At 40.2% G+C, this 21,070-nt stretch carries 15 protein-coding genes and 2 pseudogenes; 12 read left to right on the top strand and 5 right to left on the bottom strand.

What is annotated here, in order from left to right:
• Positions 1-82: 82 nt before the first annotated feature.
• Positions 83-217: a YrzI family small protein gene (locus MKY18_RS12080; protein ID WP_065098496.1), complete on the top strand. Its 135-nt coding sequence runs from the start codon at positions 83-85 to the stop codon at positions 215-217.
• 166 nt (positions 218-383) lie between these two features.
• Positions 384-539 carry a hypothetical protein gene (locus MKY18_RS12075; RefSeq protein ID WP_223250656.1) on the top strand — a complete coding sequence of 52 codons (156 nt, stop codon included), beginning with the start codon at positions 384-386 and terminating at the stop codon, positions 537-539.
• A 43-nt stretch (positions 540-582) separates the two neighbouring features.
• Here MKY18_RS12075 and MKY18_RS12070 read toward each other — a convergent pair.
• A pseudogene (locus MKY18_RS12070) lies at positions 583-657 on the bottom strand (YjcZ family sporulation protein); the annotation flags it as partial.
• Positions 658-974: 317 nt separating this feature from the next.
• Between MKY18_RS12070 and MKY18_RS12065 the strand changes: the two are divergent.
• The 7 genes and pseudogenes from MKY18_RS12065 (at position 975) to MKY18_RS12035 (ending at position 8,468) form a co-directional block, all read left to right on the top strand.
• Positions 975-1,577 carry a methyltransferase domain-containing protein gene (locus MKY18_RS12065; RefSeq protein ID WP_342497834.1) on the top strand — a complete coding sequence of 201 codons (603 nt, stop codon included), beginning with the start codon at positions 975-977 and terminating at the stop codon, positions 1,575-1,577.
• 400 nt (positions 1,578-1,977) lie between these two features.
• On the top strand, positions 1,978-3,192 hold the full coding sequence (gene fdhA / locus MKY18_RS12060) for a formaldehyde dehydrogenase, glutathione-independent (RefSeq protein ID WP_050943691.1): 1,215 nt from the start codon (positions 1,978-1,980) through the stop codon (positions 3,190-3,192).
• Between the two features lie 159 nt (positions 3,193-3,351).
• Positions 3,352-3,693: pseudogene (locus MKY18_RS12055) on the top strand (alanine:cation symporter family protein); the annotation flags it as partial.
• Positions 3,690-4,847: an iron-containing alcohol dehydrogenase gene (locus MKY18_RS12050; protein WP_185107038.1), complete on the top strand. Its 1,158-nt coding sequence runs from the start codon at positions 3,690-3,692 to the stop codon at positions 4,845-4,847. The pseudogene MKY18_RS12055 and the gene MKY18_RS12050, both read left to right, overlap by 4 nt.
• Before the next feature lie 167 nt (positions 4,848-5,014).
• Positions 5,015-5,764 carry an SDR family oxidoreductase gene (locus MKY18_RS12045; protein ID WP_065098492.1) on the top strand — a complete coding sequence of 250 codons (750 nt, stop codon included), beginning with the start codon at positions 5,015-5,017 and terminating at the stop codon, positions 5,762-5,764.
• A gap of 372 nt (positions 5,765-6,136) precedes the next feature.
• Positions 6,137-7,357: an MFS transporter gene (locus MKY18_RS12040; protein ID WP_065098491.1), complete on the top strand. Its 1,221-nt coding sequence runs from the start codon at positions 6,137-6,139 to the stop codon at positions 7,355-7,357.
• Positions 7,358-7,427: 70 nt separating this feature from the next.
• On the top strand, positions 7,428-8,468 hold the full coding sequence (locus MKY18_RS12035) for a 2,3-butanediol dehydrogenase (protein WP_003216411.1): 1,041 nt from the start codon (positions 7,428-7,430) through the stop codon (positions 8,466-8,468).
• 155 nt (positions 8,469-8,623) lie between these two features.
• On the opposite strand, the gene MKY18_RS12030 is transcribed toward MKY18_RS12035, so the two are convergent.
• The 4 genes from MKY18_RS12030 to MKY18_RS12015 are packed head-to-tail and all read right to left on the bottom strand — an operon-like array spanning position 8,624 to position 11,691.
• The gene (locus tag MKY18_RS12030) at positions 8,624-9,337 is read right to left on the bottom strand and encodes an amino acid ABC transporter permease (protein WP_065098490.1); all 714 of its coding nucleotides are present in this window, start codon (positions 9,335-9,337) and stop codon (positions 8,624-8,626) included.
• Between the two features lie 13 nt (positions 9,338-9,350).
• The gene (locus MKY18_RS12025) at positions 9,351-10,049 is read right to left on the bottom strand and encodes an amino acid ABC transporter permease (RefSeq protein ID WP_003216763.1); all 699 of its coding nucleotides are present in this window, start codon (positions 10,047-10,049) and stop codon (positions 9,351-9,353) included.
• Positions 10,046-10,906, bottom strand: a complete 861-nt coding sequence (locus MKY18_RS12020; protein ID WP_065098489.1) for an amino acid ABC transporter substrate-binding protein — start codon at positions 10,904-10,906, stop codon at positions 10,046-10,048. Before MKY18_RS12020 ends, MKY18_RS12025 begins: the two co-directional genes overlap by 4 nt.
• Positions 10,903-11,691, bottom strand: coding sequence for an amino acid ABC transporter ATP-binding protein (locus MKY18_RS12015; protein ID WP_081277176.1), 789 nt, complete (start codon positions 11,689-11,691; stop codon positions 10,903-10,905). Before MKY18_RS12015 ends, MKY18_RS12020 begins: the two co-directional genes overlap by 4 nt.
• A gap of 120 nt (positions 11,692-11,811) precedes the next feature.
• On the opposite strand from MKY18_RS12015, the gene MKY18_RS12010 reads away from it, so the two are divergent.
• The 3 genes from MKY18_RS12010 (at position 11,812) to MKY18_RS12000 (ending at position 21,062) form a co-directional block, all read left to right on the top strand.
• Entirely contained in the window at positions 11,812-12,975 is a 1,164-nt protein-coding gene (locus MKY18_RS12010) for an acyl-CoA dehydrogenase family protein (protein WP_065098488.1), read from the top strand.
• Between the two features lie 126 nt (positions 12,976-13,101).
• Positions 13,102-13,890 (top strand): BPU family class D beta-lactamase, encoded by a 789-nt coding sequence (gene blaBPU, locus MKY18_RS12005; RefSeq protein WP_065098674.1) that lies wholly within the window; start codon positions 13,102-13,104, stop codon positions 13,888-13,890.
• A gap of 167 nt (positions 13,891-14,057) precedes the next feature.
• Positions 14,058-21,062, top strand: a complete 7,005-nt coding sequence (locus MKY18_RS12000) for a DNRLRE domain-containing protein (RefSeq protein WP_065098487.1) — start codon at positions 14,058-14,060, stop codon at positions 21,060-21,062.
• Positions 21,063-21,070: the final 8 nt, after the last annotated feature.

Raw genomic sequence — 21,070 nt, 5'->3', positions numbered from 1 at the left:
TTTTTGTGTGCCCGCAGGTCAACTGACAAAGAAGATCTGCGGGTTATTTCGCGTGCTGCGAACTGAAGGGAGGTGAGCGTATATGACAATCCATTTATTTTTTATCACATTGACGATCCGACGAAAATACAAAGACATTGAAACAGTTCTTTATGAACAACAAGTCGAAACATTTTATGAAGAAATGAAGCAGAAACAACTAGAGTATATGAACTAAAATACGAAAAGAAAAATGCGAAAAGGAGGAGATTGACATGTTTATGATGCTTGCAATGCTTGATTGTTATACTATGGAGAAGGACCAGGTTTAGACACGCTCCACATCGATCATCTGCACATATGATATCCGTAAAAGGAGATTGTGAGGTGATCAACGAATGTCGATGTCACCATATATGAGGTTTCCGTCAGTGGGGCACGGGTATACATCCATTCCGCATTCCTTAAAGCATGGATACGGTAATCCGTACCGAATGCAAAGAGAGCAAGAGGAAATGCTCAGACAATATATGTATCAGTACCGAGCTTATTGGTATTAAAGAAAAGGAGCAGGAAACGTTATCGTTTCCTGCTCCTTTTACATTAGCAAATCCAACTTGCACCGATGATGATCAACAAAATGAACAGTACAACAAGCAATGCGAATCCGCCTGCAAAACCGCCACCGTAACCACCGCAGCCTTCAGAATAACCGCCACCAAAGCCCATAATCTAGCACCACCTTTATCTAATCAAGATACATTCATAAAATATGCAGCTCATGCAGGAAACGAAATCAATCTGAGCACAATTAATGAAAACGCCTATTAGGATTAAATTTTTTAAAGTTCTGCGAAACATTTTCTGAAAAGATGCCGTCTAATCAATAACAAATAATTAGGACTAGGTCTTAAACTTTGTTAGGCGTGAGCCGATATGAAAAGTAAGAAAATTCGTAAATAGTTTTATTTACTGGTGCAAAGCAGGTGTTAACATTGATTCAAAGCTGGATTGGAAAACAAATGAGGGAACCAAAAGGCTTGTTCTCAAAATGGGTTGCCCGCTATATGGAAAAAAATCATCATAATATCAATGAATGGACGATTCAACTCTTAAATATACAAGAAAATGACCGGATTTTAGAAATCGGTACTGAAAGAGGCATGACATTATCGAAGGTAGCAGAGAAACTTGATCGCGGTAAAGTATATGGAGTGGATGCCTCTCGTCATATGATCAAATATGCAAAAAGAAAACATAAGAAGCTTGTGGAACAGGATAAAGCCGTCGTGACTCTTGGTAAAGCCGAGCATTTACCTTTTGAAGACAGATCATTCAATAAATTATTTACTGTGCAGACCATTTATTACTTGAAGGATATTGAGCAAGTCATGAAGGAAGTGTACCGTGTTCTTCAAGTGGATGGAGAAGTATTCTTATCTTTCCAACAGCAGGAACTGATGAAGGAACAAAAGCGGTCACAATCTTTTTCATCGTATAGTGAACAAGAGATTAGCCGCCTATTTTCAGCGTATCACTTCAGAGAAGTTTCGGTTTATCACTATGATACATACATCTGTATCAAAGCGTTAAAATGATGAAAATATTTCCCAGGTAATGAACAAGCATTCTAAAAGAGGCTCTTCGTGAGAGGAGCTTCTTTGCGTGTAATTGAATCATGTTTGAACGAATTAAAAAAAAGTCTCTTCATCGAAGAGACTTTTGTATATGATGTAGGCGCCAGCCAGGTGTGTAAGGAATGATAGTATATATAAGGAATTTGTTTGTCGATTAAGGATACCTGTCTGGCTTATTTCTTATATCGACACCGTTCTTCAAAAGTTTAGCTTTTTTTTCAATATTTTCTTTTTTATTTGACTGGAAGATACATTTTTCTCTTTTTTTTTATCAATTGTGCCATTTGGAGCAGGGAATTGCTTCATAAATAGAGAAAATTGTAGAGACTTCATTTTTAAACAAAAAGGGAGGAATGGAAACATGTCGGGAAACAAAGGTGTCGTTTATAAAGGAGCAGGAAATGTAGCAGTTGAGGATATTGGATACCCTGATTTGATTTTAAGAGATGGCCCGGGTGTACCGAAAGCCAATGTGGGGCGCAAATGTGAGCATGGCGTCATTTTAAAAGTAGTGACGACGAATATTTGCGGAAGTGACCAGCACATGGTGAGAGGTCGTACGACTGCGCCTGCAGGACTAGTCCTTGGTCATGAAATTACAGGTGAAGTCGTTGAGGTTGGACGAGATGTGGAGTTTATTCAAAAAGGAGACCTTGTGTCTGTTCCCTTTAATATTGCTTGCGGACGATGCGTCATGTGTAAGGAACAAAAAACCCATGTGTGCTTAAATGTAAACCCGGACCGTCCAGGCTCTGCCTATGGATATGTCGATATGGGCGGATGGGTTGGCGGCCAATCCGAGTACGTCATGGTGCCTTATGCAGATTTCCAGCTGCTGAAATTTCCAGACAAAGATCAAGCGATGGAAAAAATACTTGATCTGACGATGCTTTCCGATATTTTCCCGACAGGTTTTCACGGTGCTTATACGGCTGGAGTAAAGCCTGGTTCAACTGTATATATAGCCGGTGCAGGGCCAGTAGGTCTTGCCGCAGCGCATTCCGCTCAACTTCTTGGCGCTTCTACGGTCATTGTCGGTGATTTGAATGAACAAAGGCTGGAGCAGGCCAGAAGCTTTGGCTGTGAGACGATCAATTTAAGAAAACATGATCGAATCGGCGAACAAATCACCAATATCTTAGGAGAGCCAGAAGTAGACTGTGCCGTCGATTGTGTCGGCTTTGAGGCTTCAGGTCATGGAGATCAAGGAGAAGCGCCTGCAACCGTTTTAAATACAATTATGGATATTACCAAAGTTGGCGGTAAACTTGGAATCCCAGGGCTTTACGTCACAGAAGACCCAGGTGCAGTGGATGCTGATGCAAAAGTTGGATCACTGAAAGTGCGAATTGGACTCGGCTGGGCAAAAGCCCATACCTTTGTGACAGGCCAAACCCCTGTCATGCAATATCACCGCAGTCTAATGAAATCCATTTTAAGCGGAAGAGCACAAATTGCCAAAGCCGTGAATGCGACCGTCATTAACCTTGATCAAGCCCCTCAAGGATACAGCGACTTTGATTCCGGTGTAGCGAAGAAATTTGTCATTGACCCGCATGGGATGATTTCTAAATAATGAATCAATGAGAATAATCGAAAAAACTTACGGGAGAGTGTATCCTGTAAGTTTTTTTGTGTAAATAGACTTTTAAGATTCAGAGTAAATATAAGAAACAAAACATACACTGATTAGCTTTGTTTAGTTATTTAGAATGATCAAATCTCTTCAGTAAGTGCCAATATCGGTTTTATCCATAACGGTGTAACAGCGCTATTGATGTATCGAATTATGGTATTAATGATGATCATGTTTGGGGCTGTGGCCAACTTACAAATCGTTTGGACTTTGGCCGACTTGTCGATGGCCATTATGGCAATTGTCAATTTGATTGCAATTGCTATCCTAGGAAAATATGCTTTTGCCGCTTTAGATGATTATATTCAACAAAGGCTGTTAGGCAAAAATCCTGTCTTTTATGCATCTAGCATTCCAGGTTTAAAAGAAATAGAGTGGTGGGGAGCAGAAAAACAAACGGCTCACTTAACAAACTTAAATGAAGGAGTAGAAAAATCATGATGAATTTTGAATATCATTGCCAAACAAAAATGATGATGGGGACTGGTCAATCAAAAGAAATCGGATCTATAGTAGAGAATATTGTATTGCCGGGCGCCACAGTGATGATTGTGACAGATTCTGGTGTGAGAAACGCAGGGCTCATTCAGCCTATTGAAGCGTATTTGCAGGAAGCCGGTTATTCCGTTTTTATATTTGATCAAGTATCTCCAAACCCTAGAGATAATGAATGTCTAGCTGGTGCAGAGCTCTTTAGAAAAGAACAAGCATCAGCGGTCATTGCGATTGGTGGCGGAAGTCCAATGGATACGGCGAAAGCGATTGCTTTATTAGGTCCAAATGGCGGCATTCCTGAAGATTATATATCAGGGAAGAAGGCGTATGCTAATCTATCTCCATTAATTTGTATCCCAACAACGGCTGGTACTGGTTCTGAGGTGACCCGTTCATCTGTCATTACGTTAGCTGCTTCACATAAAAAAATCACATTAAAACATGCCTTGCTTCGGCCAACCATTGCGATTTTAGATCCGGCTCTTACATTGACGGTGCCAAAAAACATAACAGCCGCAACAGGTGTAGATGCATTGGTACATGCTATTGAAGGCTATTCTTGTAAAGTAACAAATCCTATTTCAAAAGCAATGGGTGCAAGTGCAATGGAGACAATTGTGAAATACTTACCGGCAGCATATGAAGATGGCTCTGATATAGAAGCAAGATACAAAATGCAGGAAGGGAGTTTACTAGCCGGCTTATGCTTCGGTTCAGCCGATGTCGCAGCCGTTCATTGCTTAGCAGAAGCACTTGGTAGTCTTTATGATACACCTCATGGTATCGCAAACGCGGTATTTTTGCCTTATGTTATGCAATTCAATGCAGTTGAAAACAAGGTACTACACGCAGAGCTTGCCAAAATAATGAGCTTTGCAGATAAAACGGACTCAGATGATGTGGCGATTCAAAAATTAATTGATGGCATGTATACATTCACAAAAAATTTAGGTATTCCAGCACTAAAAGACTTATCTTATGTTAAAGAAGAGGATTTTGAAAAAATGGCTGAATTAGCAGAACAAAACGGCTCTACATCAAGCAATGTTCGTACCGTTACGAAAGCCGACTACTTAGATATTTTAAAGGCTGCTTTTTAAATTCACCATATAGAAAAATAGAATGATCAATGAGTTCCCTAGGAACACCTTCCTCATGACACGATCACTTGGAGGGTGTTCTTTTATGTTTCATGTGGCTAGGTATCGTCTATATATGAGTGGTATGATAGACGACAACATCTGATGGAGAAAGGGTTGGATAAACAATGAAATTTCACAATAAAACCGTTATCATCACAGGCGCAGCCAATGGAATTGGTGAAATGATCGCCTGGGGCTATGCTAAAGAAGGAGCACGAGTGGTGCTTGCGGATATAGATGAAGAGAAGGGTAAGCGCTTGGAGGAAGAGTTAAAAAAAGAATCATTAGAAGCTTATTTTAAGAAAACGGATGTGAGGCAAGAAAAGGAGATTCAGCAGTTCATGTCGTTTGCGGCGGAGCGCTGTAAAACGATTGATATTCTCATTAATAATGCTGGTGTCATGTGCACAGTATCGCCTTATGAATTAACGCTTGATGAGTGGGATCGTGTGTTACAGACGAACCTAAGAGGGACTTTTTTATGTGCAAGAGAAGCAGCACGTTATATAAAAGAGAATCCAAAAGGCGGTTCTATTGTGAACATTTCATCCACCCGAGCGACCATGTCAGAGCCAAACACAGAAGCATATGCTGCATCAAAAGGTGGAATATCGGCGCTGACTCATGCCTTAGCGGCTTCTTTTAGTCCGGATCATATCACGGTGAATAGCATTTCACCTGGATGGATTGAAACGATGGATGAGGAGAATCTTCGAGAGATCGACCACAAGCAGCATCTTTCCAATCGAGTCGGCACGCCAAAGGATATTGTGAAGGCTTGCTTTTATTTAACCGATGAGGATAATCAATTTGTGACTGGCACAGATTTAGTCGTTGATGGCGGCATGACGAGAAAGATGATCTATGCTGATTAACTCGAAAAAAACATTGACGCTTTGATCAAGGCGCTGTACAATATGTAACAATTCAGCTGAAGATCGTGATGAAATAAAGACACAGCGCAAATAGAGAAGAGTACATCATGAGCCGTCCCGCACAGAGAACTCCGTGAAGCTGAGAAGGAGCCGGGCAGCATGATGGAACCAAGCCTCTTAGCTCTTCACCGGATTCCTTCGGATGGTGGTGCAGCGACATTCTCCCGTTACAGAGATGGGTTCATGATGACCTGCTAAGGTTCATCTGGCAACAGATGAATAAACTGAGGTGGCAACGCGGAGTAAATCCCGTCCTCAAGACAGAAATGTCTTGGGGGCGGGATTTTTTTATGACAAATAGGGGGAAAAGCTATGAAAAAACATTGGCGGGATATGAGTTTGCTTCTTGGAGCCATCGGAATTGCGAACATAGGAGAATGGATTTATATGATTGCTCTCCATCTGCTTATTTTTCAAGAAACGGGCTCTGTGCTGGCTGTCACAGCCGTCTATATGCTGAGACCGGCTGCGGCTCTTTTGACAAACAGCTGGTCTGGCAGTTTGATTGACAGGCTGAATCAGCGGAAAGTGATGATCAGCTTAGATATCAGCCGGGCTATCCTGATCGCATGTATACCCTTTGTGTTATTTTCAGGACATCTGCTTACCCTGTATGTGATGATGTTTCTTATTCAAATGGCACAAGCGATGTTTCATCCAGCTTCGATGGTCTATATGACAGGATTGATCCCGGCGAATAACCGAAAACGGTTTAATGCCATTCGCTCATTATTACAATCGGGTGGATTTTTACTTGGACCCGCTGCAGCAGGTCTGCTTTTTTTAATCGGTACACCTGTTTTTTCAATTTATATAAATGCGATCTGCTTGTTTGTATCTGCTCTGTTAACGATGTGCTTACCGAATTTGCTCAAACAAGATGCTGACCAAAAGCGCTTTTCTCTTTCGATGTTAAAAGAGGATGCGAAGCTTGTTCTTCGGTTTAGTTTGACATCACGCCAAGTTATGGCGGTGTATTTATTATTTAGTGCCGCTATCACGGTACTTCCTACTGCCATTGACTCTCTTGAAACAGCCTTTGCAAAAGAAGTGTTGCTGTTAACTGATACACAATATGGTCTTCTTGTGAGTATAGCTGGGGCAGGCATTATCGCAGGGGCAGGTCTCAATTCGGTGATTGTGGAGAAGCTGCCTGTTTCGATCATGCTAGGGATTGGCAGTTTGTTTGTGGCATGTGGCTATCTCATTTATGCTTTTTCCAGCACATTGTTTGCAGCCGCTGTTGGATTTTTTATATTAGCATTCTTTTTAGCATTTGCGAACACAGGTTTTATGACTTTCTATCAAACGAATATCCCGGTAGAGGTGATGGGGAGGGTAGCCAGTTTTTATGCTTTGATTGAAGCTATTCTGACGATCATGCTGACAGGTGTCTCTGGTGGACTTGCACATGTTTTATCAATCCGAACCTCCGTTGTCACCGGGTGTGTATGTATGCTTCTTGTCTGTTTATTGCTATGTTTTGTCATCTTTCGTTCATTGACTGGCAAAAAGATAGTGCATCCTACTTAGAAAATTAAAAAAATTATGTTATGATTATTTAAGTAAGTTAATGAAATTGATGAGAAAAGGAGTCTTACACATGAAAGCACTACGCTGGCACGATCAAAAGGACATTCGACTAGAGGAAATTGATGAACCAAAAGTTGCTCCAGGAAAAGTGAAACTTAAAGTAAAATGGTGCGGCATTTGTGGTAGTGATTTACATGAATATCTAGGAGGACCTATCTTCATTCCAGTGAATGAACCTCATCCACTGACAAAAGAAAAAGCTCCTATTACACTGGGACATGAATTTTCTGGTGAGGTTGTTGAAGTAGGAGAAGACGTCAGCAATTACAAAGTAGGCGATCGAGTGGTTGTTGAGCCTATTTTTGCAACTCACGGACATCAAGGTGCTTACAACTTAGATGAAAACATGGGCTTTTTAGGACTTGCCGGAGGCGGCGGTGGATTCTCTGAATATGTATCTGTCGATGAAGAATTACTTCATTTATTACCAGACGAAATTTCATATGAGCAAGGGGCACTTGTAGAACCTTCAGCAGTTGCTTTATATGCGGTTCGTTCTAGTAAAGTACAAGCTGGCGATACAGCGGCTGTGTTTGGTTGCGGACCAATTGGCTTGCTTGTTATTGAAGCATTAAAAGCAGCTGGTGCTACTGATATTTACGCAGTAGAATTATCTAAAGAACGCCAAGAAAAAGCGAAAGAGCTTGGAGCGATCATTGTTGATCCTTCTCAATATGAAGATGTTGTTCAAGAAATTGCACGCCGTACAAACGGTGGCGTCGATGTTTCTTTTGAAGTGACAGGTGTACCTGTTGTATTGAAGCAAGCAATCCAATCAACTAGAATTTCAGGTGAAACAGTCATTGTGAGTATTTGGGAAAAAGGCGCAGAAATTATGCCAAATGACATTGTCATTAAAGAACGTACAGTCAAAGGAATTATCGGCTACAGAGACGTATTCCCATCTGTATTAAACTTAATGAGAAAAGGCTATTTCTCTGCTGATACGCTCGTCACAAAGAAAATCAAGTTGGATGATGTGATCGAAGATGGTTTCCATGCATTAATCAATGAAAAAGATCAAGTGAAAATTTTAGTTAGTGCTGAATAGTAAGACAACGAAGGGGAATGGCAAAAGCCATTCTCTTTTTTATTCATAGTGATCAATCAATGGAAAGAGCAGGACAATTTCCTTTAACATACTTAAAAAAGGTGAATAAATGGATCAAAAAAAGTCGATCAGGTTCTCGTGCCTGATCGACTTTTTTATCGTCCAAGAGATCTTCCGTACACGCTGACTCGTTTCTCTAATAAAGCAAAAGCGAGTTCAAAGAAAATGCTCAGCAGCCAATAGATCAACGCAGATACGAGGTATGTTTCTAAAAACTGATAGCCATCATTTGCAATAATCCGGGAAATACCCATAATTTCAAGTACACCAATTGTAAACGAAAGAGATGTAGCTTTTAATAACTGAATGAGCTGATTTCCTAGATTCGGTAAGGCAACCACAAATGCCTGTGGCAAAATAATGCGCATCATTGCTTGGCGTGTCGTCATCCCCACAATTTTTGCTGCTTCAAGCTGCCCTTTGTCTACCGCAAGAAGTGCACTCCGAACAACCTCTGTTAAATGGGCGGCTGAATGGAGGCTGAATGTCATAAGGGCAACAGCTAATGGGGAGACCATATCTGGATGAAAGGTCAGCCCGAATGTATCGTTCACTTTGGTTAGAACAAAAGGAAGTCCATAAAAGAAAGCGAACAACTGAACAATAAGAGGTGTTCCTCTAAAAAAGGAGACATAAAGCGTCACAAGCTGCCTGAGTACAGGAATGCGAAAGAGACGAATGAAAGCAAAAACAGATCCAATCATTAGGCTTACAGCCATGGAAACGAGTGCAATCAATAAAGTAAAAGGAACGCCTTTTAGAATAAGAGGTACTTGGTCAATCGCAAATGGAATATCAATGGTTTGCATCAAAATTGCCTCCTTAACGTGACAGGCTGGTGCGGCCTTTTACAAATTTCCTTTCAAGCAGCATGGTGATCAGTTCAATACTCATACAAATGAGCCAATACACAATCGCAATGATCACATACACCTCAAACATACCGATTCCGTAGTTATTTCCTAAGATGATCTTCACCTGTCCCATGATATCAATGAGCCCGATTGTAAAGGCAATCGCTGTGTCTTTCACGAGATCAATGGTGTAATTTCCGAGGTTCGGCAGTGCAATGAGGAAGGCCTGCGGGATAATGATCCTAATCAACGCCTGTGTATCTGTCATCCCAACAATGTAGGCGGCCTCGAGCTGATCCTTCCCGACAGATGAATACGCACTGCGAAAGACTTCAGATAAATAAGCGCCCGTATGTAAAGAAAACGTCATCATTACAAATAGCACACGATCCCAATGATTGATTTGAATCCCTGCCACAAGCAAAAGCTGAGGCAGGCCAAAATAAATCAAGAAAAGCTGAACAATTAAAGGCGTACTCCGTGTAAAAGATAAATAAATAACAGCCAATTGCTTCAGTACTGGGATTTGTTTGATACGAATACATGCAAATAGCAAGCCGATGATGATGGCAAAAAACAATGACACGATAATAATGAAAAAAGTGAGTGGCAGGCGTTCAAGCACCTGTAAAAAAATGCGCAGCCAATCTCCAGCTGTAAACGTCATGACGCTTCCTTCCTTTCTTCATTTTGATCGCCTTGCTCTGAGATGTCATCAATATCTTGAAAGAAATCAACCCCAAACCACTTTTTCGCCAGCTTAGGCAGTGTTCCATCATCAATCATCTCTTGGGTGATCCGGTCCAAATCTTCTGCAAGCTGCTTCTCGCTTGGCTGTAAGACAAGATAGATAGGCTCCTTTGACACAATGCCGCCAACTTTGACCTTTAGGTTTAAATGCTTTTGAATGGTATCAAAGGTTGAAATGTTCATAAATGCTGCATCGGACCGTCCGCTTTCAACGCGCTTTAAGTTAAGTTCATTTGAAGGGCTCTCAATAGTCGTCAGCGGAATATCCGGATCATGTTCTTTATTATATTGATTTAAAATCGAACGCAAGCCTCCGCTAGGGCTGACAGGAGCCAGCTTTTTAGATGTCATGTCATCAAGCGATCGAATCTCCTTGTCTGATTCATTCACAATTAAACCTGTCATCGAATAACCATACGGGACCTTAGGGTAAAGGAAACGCTTTTCACGTTCAGGATTACTAAAAAACCAATTAGCCGCCATTTCAAACTTCCCTGCGCCTACACCAATTAAATTGGATTCTTCCTCGCCAAAAATGTAATCAAAATGTACGTGAGGAAGTCTTTTTTCCATTTCATTTAAATAATCAATGTTATAGCCAATCGGTTCGTTTCGGTCATTTGTTGCTAAAAAGGGTGGATTGACCTCTGCACTCAGTGCGACTTTTACAATTTTTCTACCATCATCTGTCGTGGTTTTCACACTGCTGCAGCCCAGCAGAGAGAGAAGAAACAGAAGGACACCGGCCATCATGAATACTGTCTTTTGTTTCATTTGTCTTTCTCCGATTCTTGCCACATGCCGCGATGAATTCTTGATAAAAATTGTTTCGTTCGTTCATGCTGTGGCTTCAATAGGACGTCTTCTGGTGAGCCTTTTTCAACGATTTCGCCATCTGCCATAAAGATCACCGTATCCGCCACGTCCTTTGCAAAAGAAATTTCATGCGTCACAATGACCATTGTCATCCCTTGGCTCGCAATATCTTTGATCATTTCAAGAATTTCTCCTACCATCTCTGGGTCCAGTGCCGACGTAGGTTCATCAAACAAAAGCACTGAAGGGGTCATCGCAAGTGCACGGGCTATGCCAATTCGTTGCTGCTGACCACCGGATAATTCACTCGGAAATGCATCCTTTTTATGAAGCAGTCCAATCCGCGTTAAAAATTGCTCTCCGACCTTTTCTGCTTCTTTTTTAGACATGTTTTGAGACACGATCAATCCTTCTGTAATATTTTCAAGTGCTCGTTTATTCTGAAACAAGTGATAATGCTGAAACACCATAGAGGATTGCTGCCTGAGTTTTAGCAGATCTTTTTTATGATATCGTTCAAATTGGATCGTGGCTTCACCAACCGTCAGCTCTCCTTTGTCTGGAATATCGAGGCTGTTTAAGCTGCGAAGAAGTGTTGTTTTTCCTGATCCGCTCGGTCCAATAATGGCGACCACTTCACCTTCTTGTACGGTGAAATCAATGCCTTTTAACACATGGGTCTGCCCATAAGATTTATGTAGATTAGTAGCTGAAATCATAAAAGCATCACGTTCCTTTGACATATGTACTTAATATTGATAAAATTTAACACATTAAATCCTATAAGTAAAGTGTGTTTTATTTATTCCGATTGGAAAAATCAGATATGATAGATTGTGAGATATAGAGGAGTTGGATACGTTTTGTCTAAAGCATTATTTGTCGATACCGATTTTCAAAAAACATGGCTCAATCAACTAGAATCTCTTCGTGAAACGATCGAACAAACGGCAAAAGAACATGATGAAGGCGCTTATTTTCCTGAAAAAAATATTGAATCATTAATAGAGATGGGCTATACAACGTTGTCTCTTCCTGCTGAATACGGAGGCGGAGGTCAATCTGTGAAGGATATGGTTCTGTTTCAAGAGACGCTTGGCAGTATGGACGGAGCGACTGCCTTATCAATCGGCTGGCACCAAGGGGTTGTAGGCGAAATTTACGAAAAGAAACAATGGAATGAGCAGCAGCTACAATTCTTTGCGGAAGAAGTGAAGAAGGGCGCCCTTGTCAACCGTGCCGTGAGCGAGGCGCAGACAGGCAGTCCAACAAGAGGCGGGAAGCCTGGGACAACAGCCACTAGATCAGGTAATGAGTGGATCATCAATGGACGTAAAATTTTCACAACGATGTCACCAGCACTTACATACTTTTTAGTCGGCGTATGGATCGAGGAAAAAGAGGCGATGGGATTCTTCTTAATTCATCGAGACACAGAAGGTGTTTCAATAGAAGAAACGTGGAATGTTGTGGGCATGAGAGGAACTGAAAGTCATGATTTAATCTTAGATCAGGTGAAGGTTTCAGATGACATGCTTGTTGAGGTACAAAAAGGGCCGCGGGGTGGTATGCTAAATCCTTGGATTGCACATATTCCGTCCTGCTATTTAGGCATTGCACAAGCAGCAAGAGACTATGCTGTTCAATATGCCATCACCCATTCACCGAATAGCATCAACGGCACAATTAGTGACCTGCCAAATGTCCAAACACTGATTGGTGAAATTGACTTACTATTAAAACAAGCACGCCACGTTATCTACTCAACGACCACATTGTATGAAAAACCAGAGAAAAGAGAGCTGTTAATCAATGAATTTGGTGCTGTGAAGCATACCGTCGTTAATCATAGTTTGCAAGTTGTCGATAAAGCTATGCGTTTAGTCGGCGCGAAAAGCTTAAGTCTAGACTGTCCACTGCAGCGTTACTATCGAGATATTCGTGCCGGGCTCCATAACCCGCCAATGGACGATATGACGATATCAAAAATCGCGAAGCAGGCCATTCAAGAGAAAAAAGAGAGCTAATATACAGCAAAAAGCCGGATATAAACCGGCTTTTTTTATTTGAAAGAAAAGAGGACAAGCGTACCTTATGTCCCATCGCTTAAGCATGCTACAATCATGGCAATCATGAGAAAAGGAGCGGTTGTCTTGAAGAAAAAGTATATAAAATGGTTGTTTTCTGGCATCGTGCTGATGGCACTTTGTATCAGCCAGTCGTCATCAACTGAAGCAAGATCACCAGCGTGGTCAGTAGATGAATTCTTTAAAAATCGGGAAGGCACGTTTGTGATTCAAGAAGTAAAAGAAAAGTCCCCTTGGGTGTATAACAAAAAAAGAGCGAAAGAGCGCTTTGCGCCCCAATCGACATTTAAGGTAGCAAATGCCTTAATCGGACTCCAAACGGGCGCAGTGAGAGATGAATACGACATCAAATATTGGGATGGTGTAAAAAGAGAAATTGACAGCTGGAATAGGGATCATACATTAGGATCTGGGATGAGAGATTCAGTCGTCTGGTACTATCAAGCCATGGCGCGTGACATTGGAGAAGAACGAATGACTCGTTGGGTGAAAGCCATTCATTATGGGAACGAAGACATATCTGGCGGAATCGATCAATTTTGGTTAAGCAGTACCCTGCGAATTTCTCCTATCGAACAAGTTCGTTTCCTCAAACAACTATATGAAGAAACTCTTCCATTTGACCTAAAGACCATGAGAACAGTCAAACGAATGATGGTACAAGAAGAAGAGAAACACGCCACCCTTTACGGAAAAACAGGCTCCGGCTCAGGCATCGGCTGGTACGTAGGCTTTATCAAACATGAAAACAAAACCTACATCTTCGCCACAAATATCGAAGGCACCGGAATAGAAGCAAAAGACATCACCTATCGCATTTTGAAAAAATATCATTTGATTGAAGCATCCGTTTAGGGTGCTTTTTTTATGTGAAAAAGGGGATATATTGATAAGTTGATGATATATGGTTTAGTTTGAAAGAATGATATATTTATAGAAATATATTGAAGTATCATTTTGAATGTATTATTATATATGGCGTAATGTTACAAATGTTACAAATATATGATAAGGAGATTAATATGAACCTAAAAAGAAAAGTAAATTGGAAAAGAAATATTGCAGCACTACTAGCGTTTGTGATGATTTTATCAATGTTTCCTACTGATATTTTTGCAGAAGGACATGACAAAAATACAAAATCAAGTCATAACAGCTTAGAAGAATTAGATAATTCAAAAGCTCTGGAAATGGCAGGTATTGACGAAAATGAAATTGGAAAGGATGGAGAAGTTCTTTCAGAAAGAACAGAAAACAGCAAGCTTTTTTATGAAGGAGAGGGTGTATTTACACAAGAGGTTTATCCTGATCCTATTCATATAAAAGAGGCTCCAGATGCTGAGTGGGAGGACATCTCTCCAGAATTAAAGACGATCTCGAAAAAAGAAATAGAAACAGAAAATGCGAAATTAGAAACAACTTTTCAAAAGCAAATGAAACAAGGACTATATGCAACATTTGAACACAAGAAGCATCAAATTGAATTTTCAATTTTAAACGCTTCAGGGAAAAACAAATCAGAAATCAATTCCAAAGATACCTCTGCACAATTTAAAGAGAACACCAACGAGCTTACATATGAAGAGGTATTTCCAAATATAGATTTACGATCATTTACCTTTAATGAAAACAACAAAGAAGATATTGTACTCAATCAATATGATGGCTACAATTCATTTACATTTAAAATAAAGACTGATCTAACTGGGGAAATTGAGGAAGACGGTTCTATTACATTTTATGATCAGAAAAAACGGACCATTTTTCAAGTCCCTAAACCGTTTATGACGGATTCTAATTTAGATGAAAAGTCAGGTGAAGTGGCTCGCTCAGAAGATGTGAGCTTTAAACTAGAAAAAGAAGACGATGGTTATTTACTTCGTGTGACAGCAGATGAAAAATGGCTCAAAGATCCTGAACGAGTTTATCCTGTGTCTATCGATCCTTCGACTTCTTTATCTGTGTCAGCAGACACATTTATCATGAGTAAGTACCCAACAACAAATTATTCATCCTCTACGCAAAAATGGGATGCTAAACTTAAAAGTTATGTACTCAAAACAGGTTATTACGATAAAACAACTGGTACAAACTATGCGTTTATGAAGTTTAATTCATTCAAGCCGATTCAAAATATGAATGTAACAAAAGCGACGCTTAAAACATATGTTGCTCATTCATATTACGGGACGAAGGCTACTGGTCTTTGGCTGGATACAGTGAATGCCAACTATGACCATACAAAACTAACATGGAACAATAAACCAAGCTCCAAAAACATCGGCAAAGCCAATGTATATAAAGGACAATGGGCGAGCTATGATGTGACATCGACCATCAAAGCTTGGAATAGTGGGACAGCCAACTATGGATTTAAATTACATGCGAATGGAAATAAACAAGACCATTGGAAAAAACTGATCTCATCAACAAACTCAACCAAAAAACCAGTCATTGAAGTAACGTATACCATTCCACAGGCAAATGCACCAACTGTAAAAGGTTTTAGTAATGGAAATGGAACAGGTTACTTCAATTTAAGTTGGAAAAAGGTGTCTGGTGCTAAAGGCTATAAAGTATGGCTATATAACGGAAAAGAGTATGAAGCCATTTCAGTTGGAAATGTAGCATCATGGAGTACAAAAGGAAAAAATATATGGCCGACAGCAAGCGAGATTGCAGCTAAAAAATATAAACTTCATTTAGATGGAAAAGGTGGCACTGAATTAGCAGTTGATCCTTCTCCAGTTTACAAAAACTCAGGCGGCAATTATGCGACAAGTAAAAATTATTGGGTAGCTGTAAGTGCAATTTTTGACCAAGGTGAAGGCGCAATGTCAGCAAAAGTAAAACCTGTCGTGCCAAATGTAGCTAGAGCGAAAGCACCTAGTACAAAAGGCTTCAATAATAACAACGCAACAGGTTACTTTGATCTTTCTTGGAATTCAGTTTCCGGTGCGACCGGTTATAAATTACAAATGTTTAATGGGAAAAGCTACGAGACATTGGATCTTGGGAATCAAACATCATGGTCAACAAAAGGGAAAAAAGTATGGCCGACAGTTGCTGAGATCAAAGCAGGTAAATATGCATTGCACCTCAAAGATGGCAAAGGGGCGGAGCTTCCAATTCATCCTGGTGCGACTTACAAAAATGCTGGAGGAGATGCGGCTCAAAAACATTATTCCTTCAGAGTGATTGCCTACAATAAAGATGGAGAAGCTATTGCTTCACCGCCAGCTGGACCAACTTTACCTGATTTATCTAGACCGAAAGCTTTATCTGGATATGCTTATACCAATACAAAAGAGAGCCAAACAGGTTATTTCAATTTACATTGGGACAAAGTGAAAAATGCAAAAGGATATAAAATTAACATCTATAATGGTAAGGCATATCAATCATTTGATGTGGGTGATGTCGATCACTGGACAACACAAAACAAGAATATTTGGCCGACTCCTACTGAAGTTAAAAGTGGGAAATATGTGCTTCATACAGATGGAAAGGGCGGAGAATTAGCGCTAGACCCATCACCAGTATATGAAAATGCGAATGGAAATTATAAAGGACGCAAGAACTACTCCTTTACCCTTTCCGCCTACGATGCAAATGGAGAAACCATTCCGACACCAGCCTTTAACCCGACATTCCATGAAGGGGCCGAATTTCTTGGAACAGAGGATTACTGGTCGATTATTGATATACCAGACGGTCAGCTTAATGGTGCAACTGGTAATGTCATTGTCAGTGAAGAAGAAATGTCGATTGATGGAAGAGGACCGGGACTTGGAATTGCTCGCACCTACAACAGTTTAGATGCAGCTGACCATCTGTTTGGTCAAGGGTGGTACGCAGATGTAGAAACAAGCATCACGCCAACAAAAGAAGGGGCCATCTATATTGATGAGGATGCCACAACTCATGTTTTTACAAAAAAAGCAGATGGTACGTATCAACCACCAACAGGTATTTTCCTTGAATTAACGGAATCAAAAGATGAATACATGTTAAAAACGAAGGATCAAACCTTTGCGCACTTTAGTAAAAACGGTGGGAAAATCACCAAGGTTGTAGATGGACATAAAAATACAACGACATACAAATATAACGAAAACAATCAGCTCACATCAATAGAAGATGCATCTGGCCGAAAAATAACAATGGAATATGATGAAGATGGTCATATCATCTCGGTTCAAGCACCAAAAGGAAAAAAGCTTTCATATAAGTATGATGCAGGCTTCCTAATGAAAGTCATTGATTCAGATGGAACGAGTATCTCATATGAATACGACAAAGAAGGCAGATTGATTAAACAATTCTCTCAAAACAGCACAGAAGATCAGCCTGTTTTTACAGAATACCAATATGAAAATCACCGTTTAGTCAAAGCGATCAATGCAAAAAAAGAAACCTTTGAGTACGCATATGATTTATCTAAAAAGACACTCATGCTGACGCAGCCAAACGGCCGGAAAATACAGTATACGTATAACGAAGCAGCCAACCCGATTCAAGTTGTAGATGATGCGGAAGGGCTTAAAATTACGACTAAAACGAAATATGAAGGAAACCAAATCGTAGAAGAAACTGACCCCAATGATGTAGAAAAAGGAAAAACTACAGAAAGCTATTCGTATGACAAAAATGGCAACGTCATTCAGGCGAAAGATGCTTACGGGACAGAAACCTACGAGTATAACAAAAATAATGATGTCACTAAAGTGAAAGATACAGAAGGGGATATTACAGATATCGCCTACGATGGATTAGATGCTGTATCTGAGACAGATCAAAGTGGAAATATGTCTTCAGCAAGCATTTATGACTCGTACGGGAATTTGGTACAAACGAGTAAAGAACTTGCTGCAGGTGCGAGTATATTGAAAAATGGCAGTTTTGAAGATACGCTAACTGGCTGGAAGCTTACAGCATCTAAGGATGACGGGAAATTAGCGCAAACAGCTGGAAAAAGTGGTGTGTTATCTGGTAATCGAGTGTTAGAGATCAGTTCACAATCCACAACGGAAGGAACCGAACTTGGCTATTCTTCTGCTACTCAAGAAGTAATACTAGAGCCAAATACGACGTATACACTGAGTGGAAAAATAAAGACAGAGCTAACGAAAGCAAGAGCATTTTTTAACATTGATTTAAGAGATACAAATAATAAGCGAATTCAATGGATCAGCAATGGCTACAGCACATTATCAGGCAAAAACGATTGGACAAAACGCCAAGTCACGTTTACGACGCCATCTCATGCAGGCAAAGCTGTGATCTATATGGAAGTGGATCATCGAGATAAGGCTGGAAAAGGAAAAGCTTGGTTCGATGAGATTCAGCTAGAAAAAGGCGAAGTTTCATCAAGTTATAATCCAGTAAAAAATAATTCCTTTACGGATAAAACAACAAGCTGGAGTGGGTCAGGTGGTTCATTAGATAATGAAGAAGGCTTTAACGATGACGTTTCGTTAAAAATGACAAGAACCTCTTCAACTCAAGCAAATGCCATCTATAAACAATCTGTACCGATTGAACAAAGTGCGAATGATCAATCTGTGTATGTCACATTGACTGGGATGTCTAAGGCTGAAAGTGTCAAAGCCTCAAATGAAAATGATTACTCACTTCAAGCGTCCGTCACGTATACAGATGGCACAACAGGAACGTTTAATGCGAAATTCCCAACCGGTACACAAGAGTGGAACCGAGCAGCGGTTGTCATACCAAAAACAAAACCATTGAAAAAAGTCGACGTTCAGATTGTTTTCCAAAAAAGCGCGACTGGAACGGTTTGGTTTGATGATATCCGTCTAGTAGAAGGTAGTCTTTTAACGAAAACCACTTACGACGAGAAAGGGAACTATGCTGTTAAAGAAGAGGATGAGCTTGGTTACTCATCTCAATCTACCTACGACGAAACGGGCAAAAAGCTTTCTGAAACCGACGCGAAAGGCGAAAAAACAACATTCGAATATGACCAGGCTGATCAGCTGAAGAAAATCACTTTGTCTAACGGGACATCCATTGTGAGAACGTATGATAAAGAGGGCAATGAACAGTCGAAAACCATTCGTGCAGAGTCAGATCAGACGTATCAATTTGAATACGACCTTATGGGCAAATTGACAAAAACCATTGATCCATTAGGAAATGTGTTAAAAAGTGAATATGATGCGAATAGCAACTTAATCAAAACCATTTCTGCTAATGGACATGAAGTGTCTCTCACGTATGATGGAACAGACCGAGTGAAATCCAAGTCATACAATGGGACAGAAAAATATCACTTTAGCTATGATAAAAACGGGAACGAAACAACGGTTGTCAACAAAGAACAAAACACAACCAAAAACAGAACGTTCGACCAACAAAACCGCATCACAAAGTTAACGGAGCGCAGCAGCAGCCAAACTTGGACGTATCCAACCAATTCAGATAAACTGAAATACTTTGAGTGGACACACGGAAATCAAAAAGGAACGAACCAATTCAGTTATAATAAGCTTGATCAAATGACGCAGATGAAGGATTCGAGTTCTACGTATTCGTTTGATTATGATGAAAACGGAAATGTCCAGTCCTTTATTACAGGTAACGGCAGTGGTGCTAGCTTTGCTTATGATGAGCGCAACTTAATCAATGATTTGCACATTGGAACAAGCCAAGGCACGACGATCTTAAACGAAGCTTACGAATATGATCAAAATGGAAACAGAATAACGGTTGATCAAGGAAGCAACGGGAAGATTCGTTATGAATATGGAAAATTAGATCAATTGATCAAAGAAAGTCATCCAGATGGCACGGTCATTGAGTACACATATGATGGGTTTGGAAACAGAAAAACAGTTACGACTGAAAAAAATGGCACTAAAAAAACAATCAACGCATCATTCAACATCATGAACCAACTGACAAAGGTAAATGATGAGACTTTAACTTATGACAAAAATGGCAACCGAACGTCTGACGGACAATTCCTTTATGAATGGGATGCAGAAGATAACATAACGGCCATCACGAAAAAAGGCGAAGACAAGCCACTTGTCACTTACAAATATGATGAGCGTGGATACAGAATTCAAAAAACAGTGAATGGAAAAGTCACCAATTACTTTTATGACGGCGACAGCCTGAATGTTTTATATGAAACAGATGGAGACAACAAAGTCACAAAATTATACACATACGGTGACAGTGGACAACTCCTTGCATTCACACAAAACGAGAAAAAATATTTCTATCACTACAATGCACACGGTGATGTCATAGCCATCACAAATAGTGCAGGAAAAATCGCCGCTGAGTACGAATACGATACATGGGGCGTTCCAACAAAAGTAAAAGAAGATGAAGAAGTAAAAGGAAACCCATATCGCTATGCTGGTTACCGCTTCGACGAAGAAACAGGACTTTACTATTTAATCGCCCGATACTATGAACCAAAAAACGGCGTATTCTTATCACTTGACCCAGACCCAGGAAGCGATGGAGATTCACTAGATCAAAACGGATATACCTATGGAAACAACAACCCAGTCATGAATGTGGACCCAGACGGCCATTGGGTATGGTTTGTTGTCAATGCAGGATTTGCGGCATATGATGGATACAAAGCACATAAATCAGGAAAAAATTGGAAAGGCGTGGCGGCTGCAACCGTATCAGGATTTTTGGGTGGTGGAAAATTAAAGGGAGCGAAAAGGGCTTATAATTTTACGAAAAGTAGCGGAAAACGAAAAGTAAAGAGTGTTGATTGGGACCATATCAAATCAGGTCACTCTGCAAAATCTAAAAAGAAAAATAAGGGAAAATTTAGAAGTAATAAAACATTAAAAAGAACTACACGGGATACCTTGAAGACGGGAAAGGCTAGAGCTGGGAATAAACCTGGCTCAACAGTTTATGAGAAAACTTATAAAAAATATGTTGGTGTCAATGGGAAAGGAAAAAAAACAAAGAGAGTTAGAGTGGTAGTCCAAAAAGATGGTACTTTAAGAACAAGCTTTCCATATTAGGAGTTGAG

The sequence above is a fragment of the Bacillus sp. FSL R7-0672 genome, from assembly GCF_038601465.1.
GTDB lineage: Bacteria > Bacillota > Bacilli > Bacillales > Bacillaceae > Bacillus > Bacillus pumilus.
Note: the sequence above shows the minus strand (reverse complement) of the source record. Positions and strands in the feature narration are given on the sequence as shown.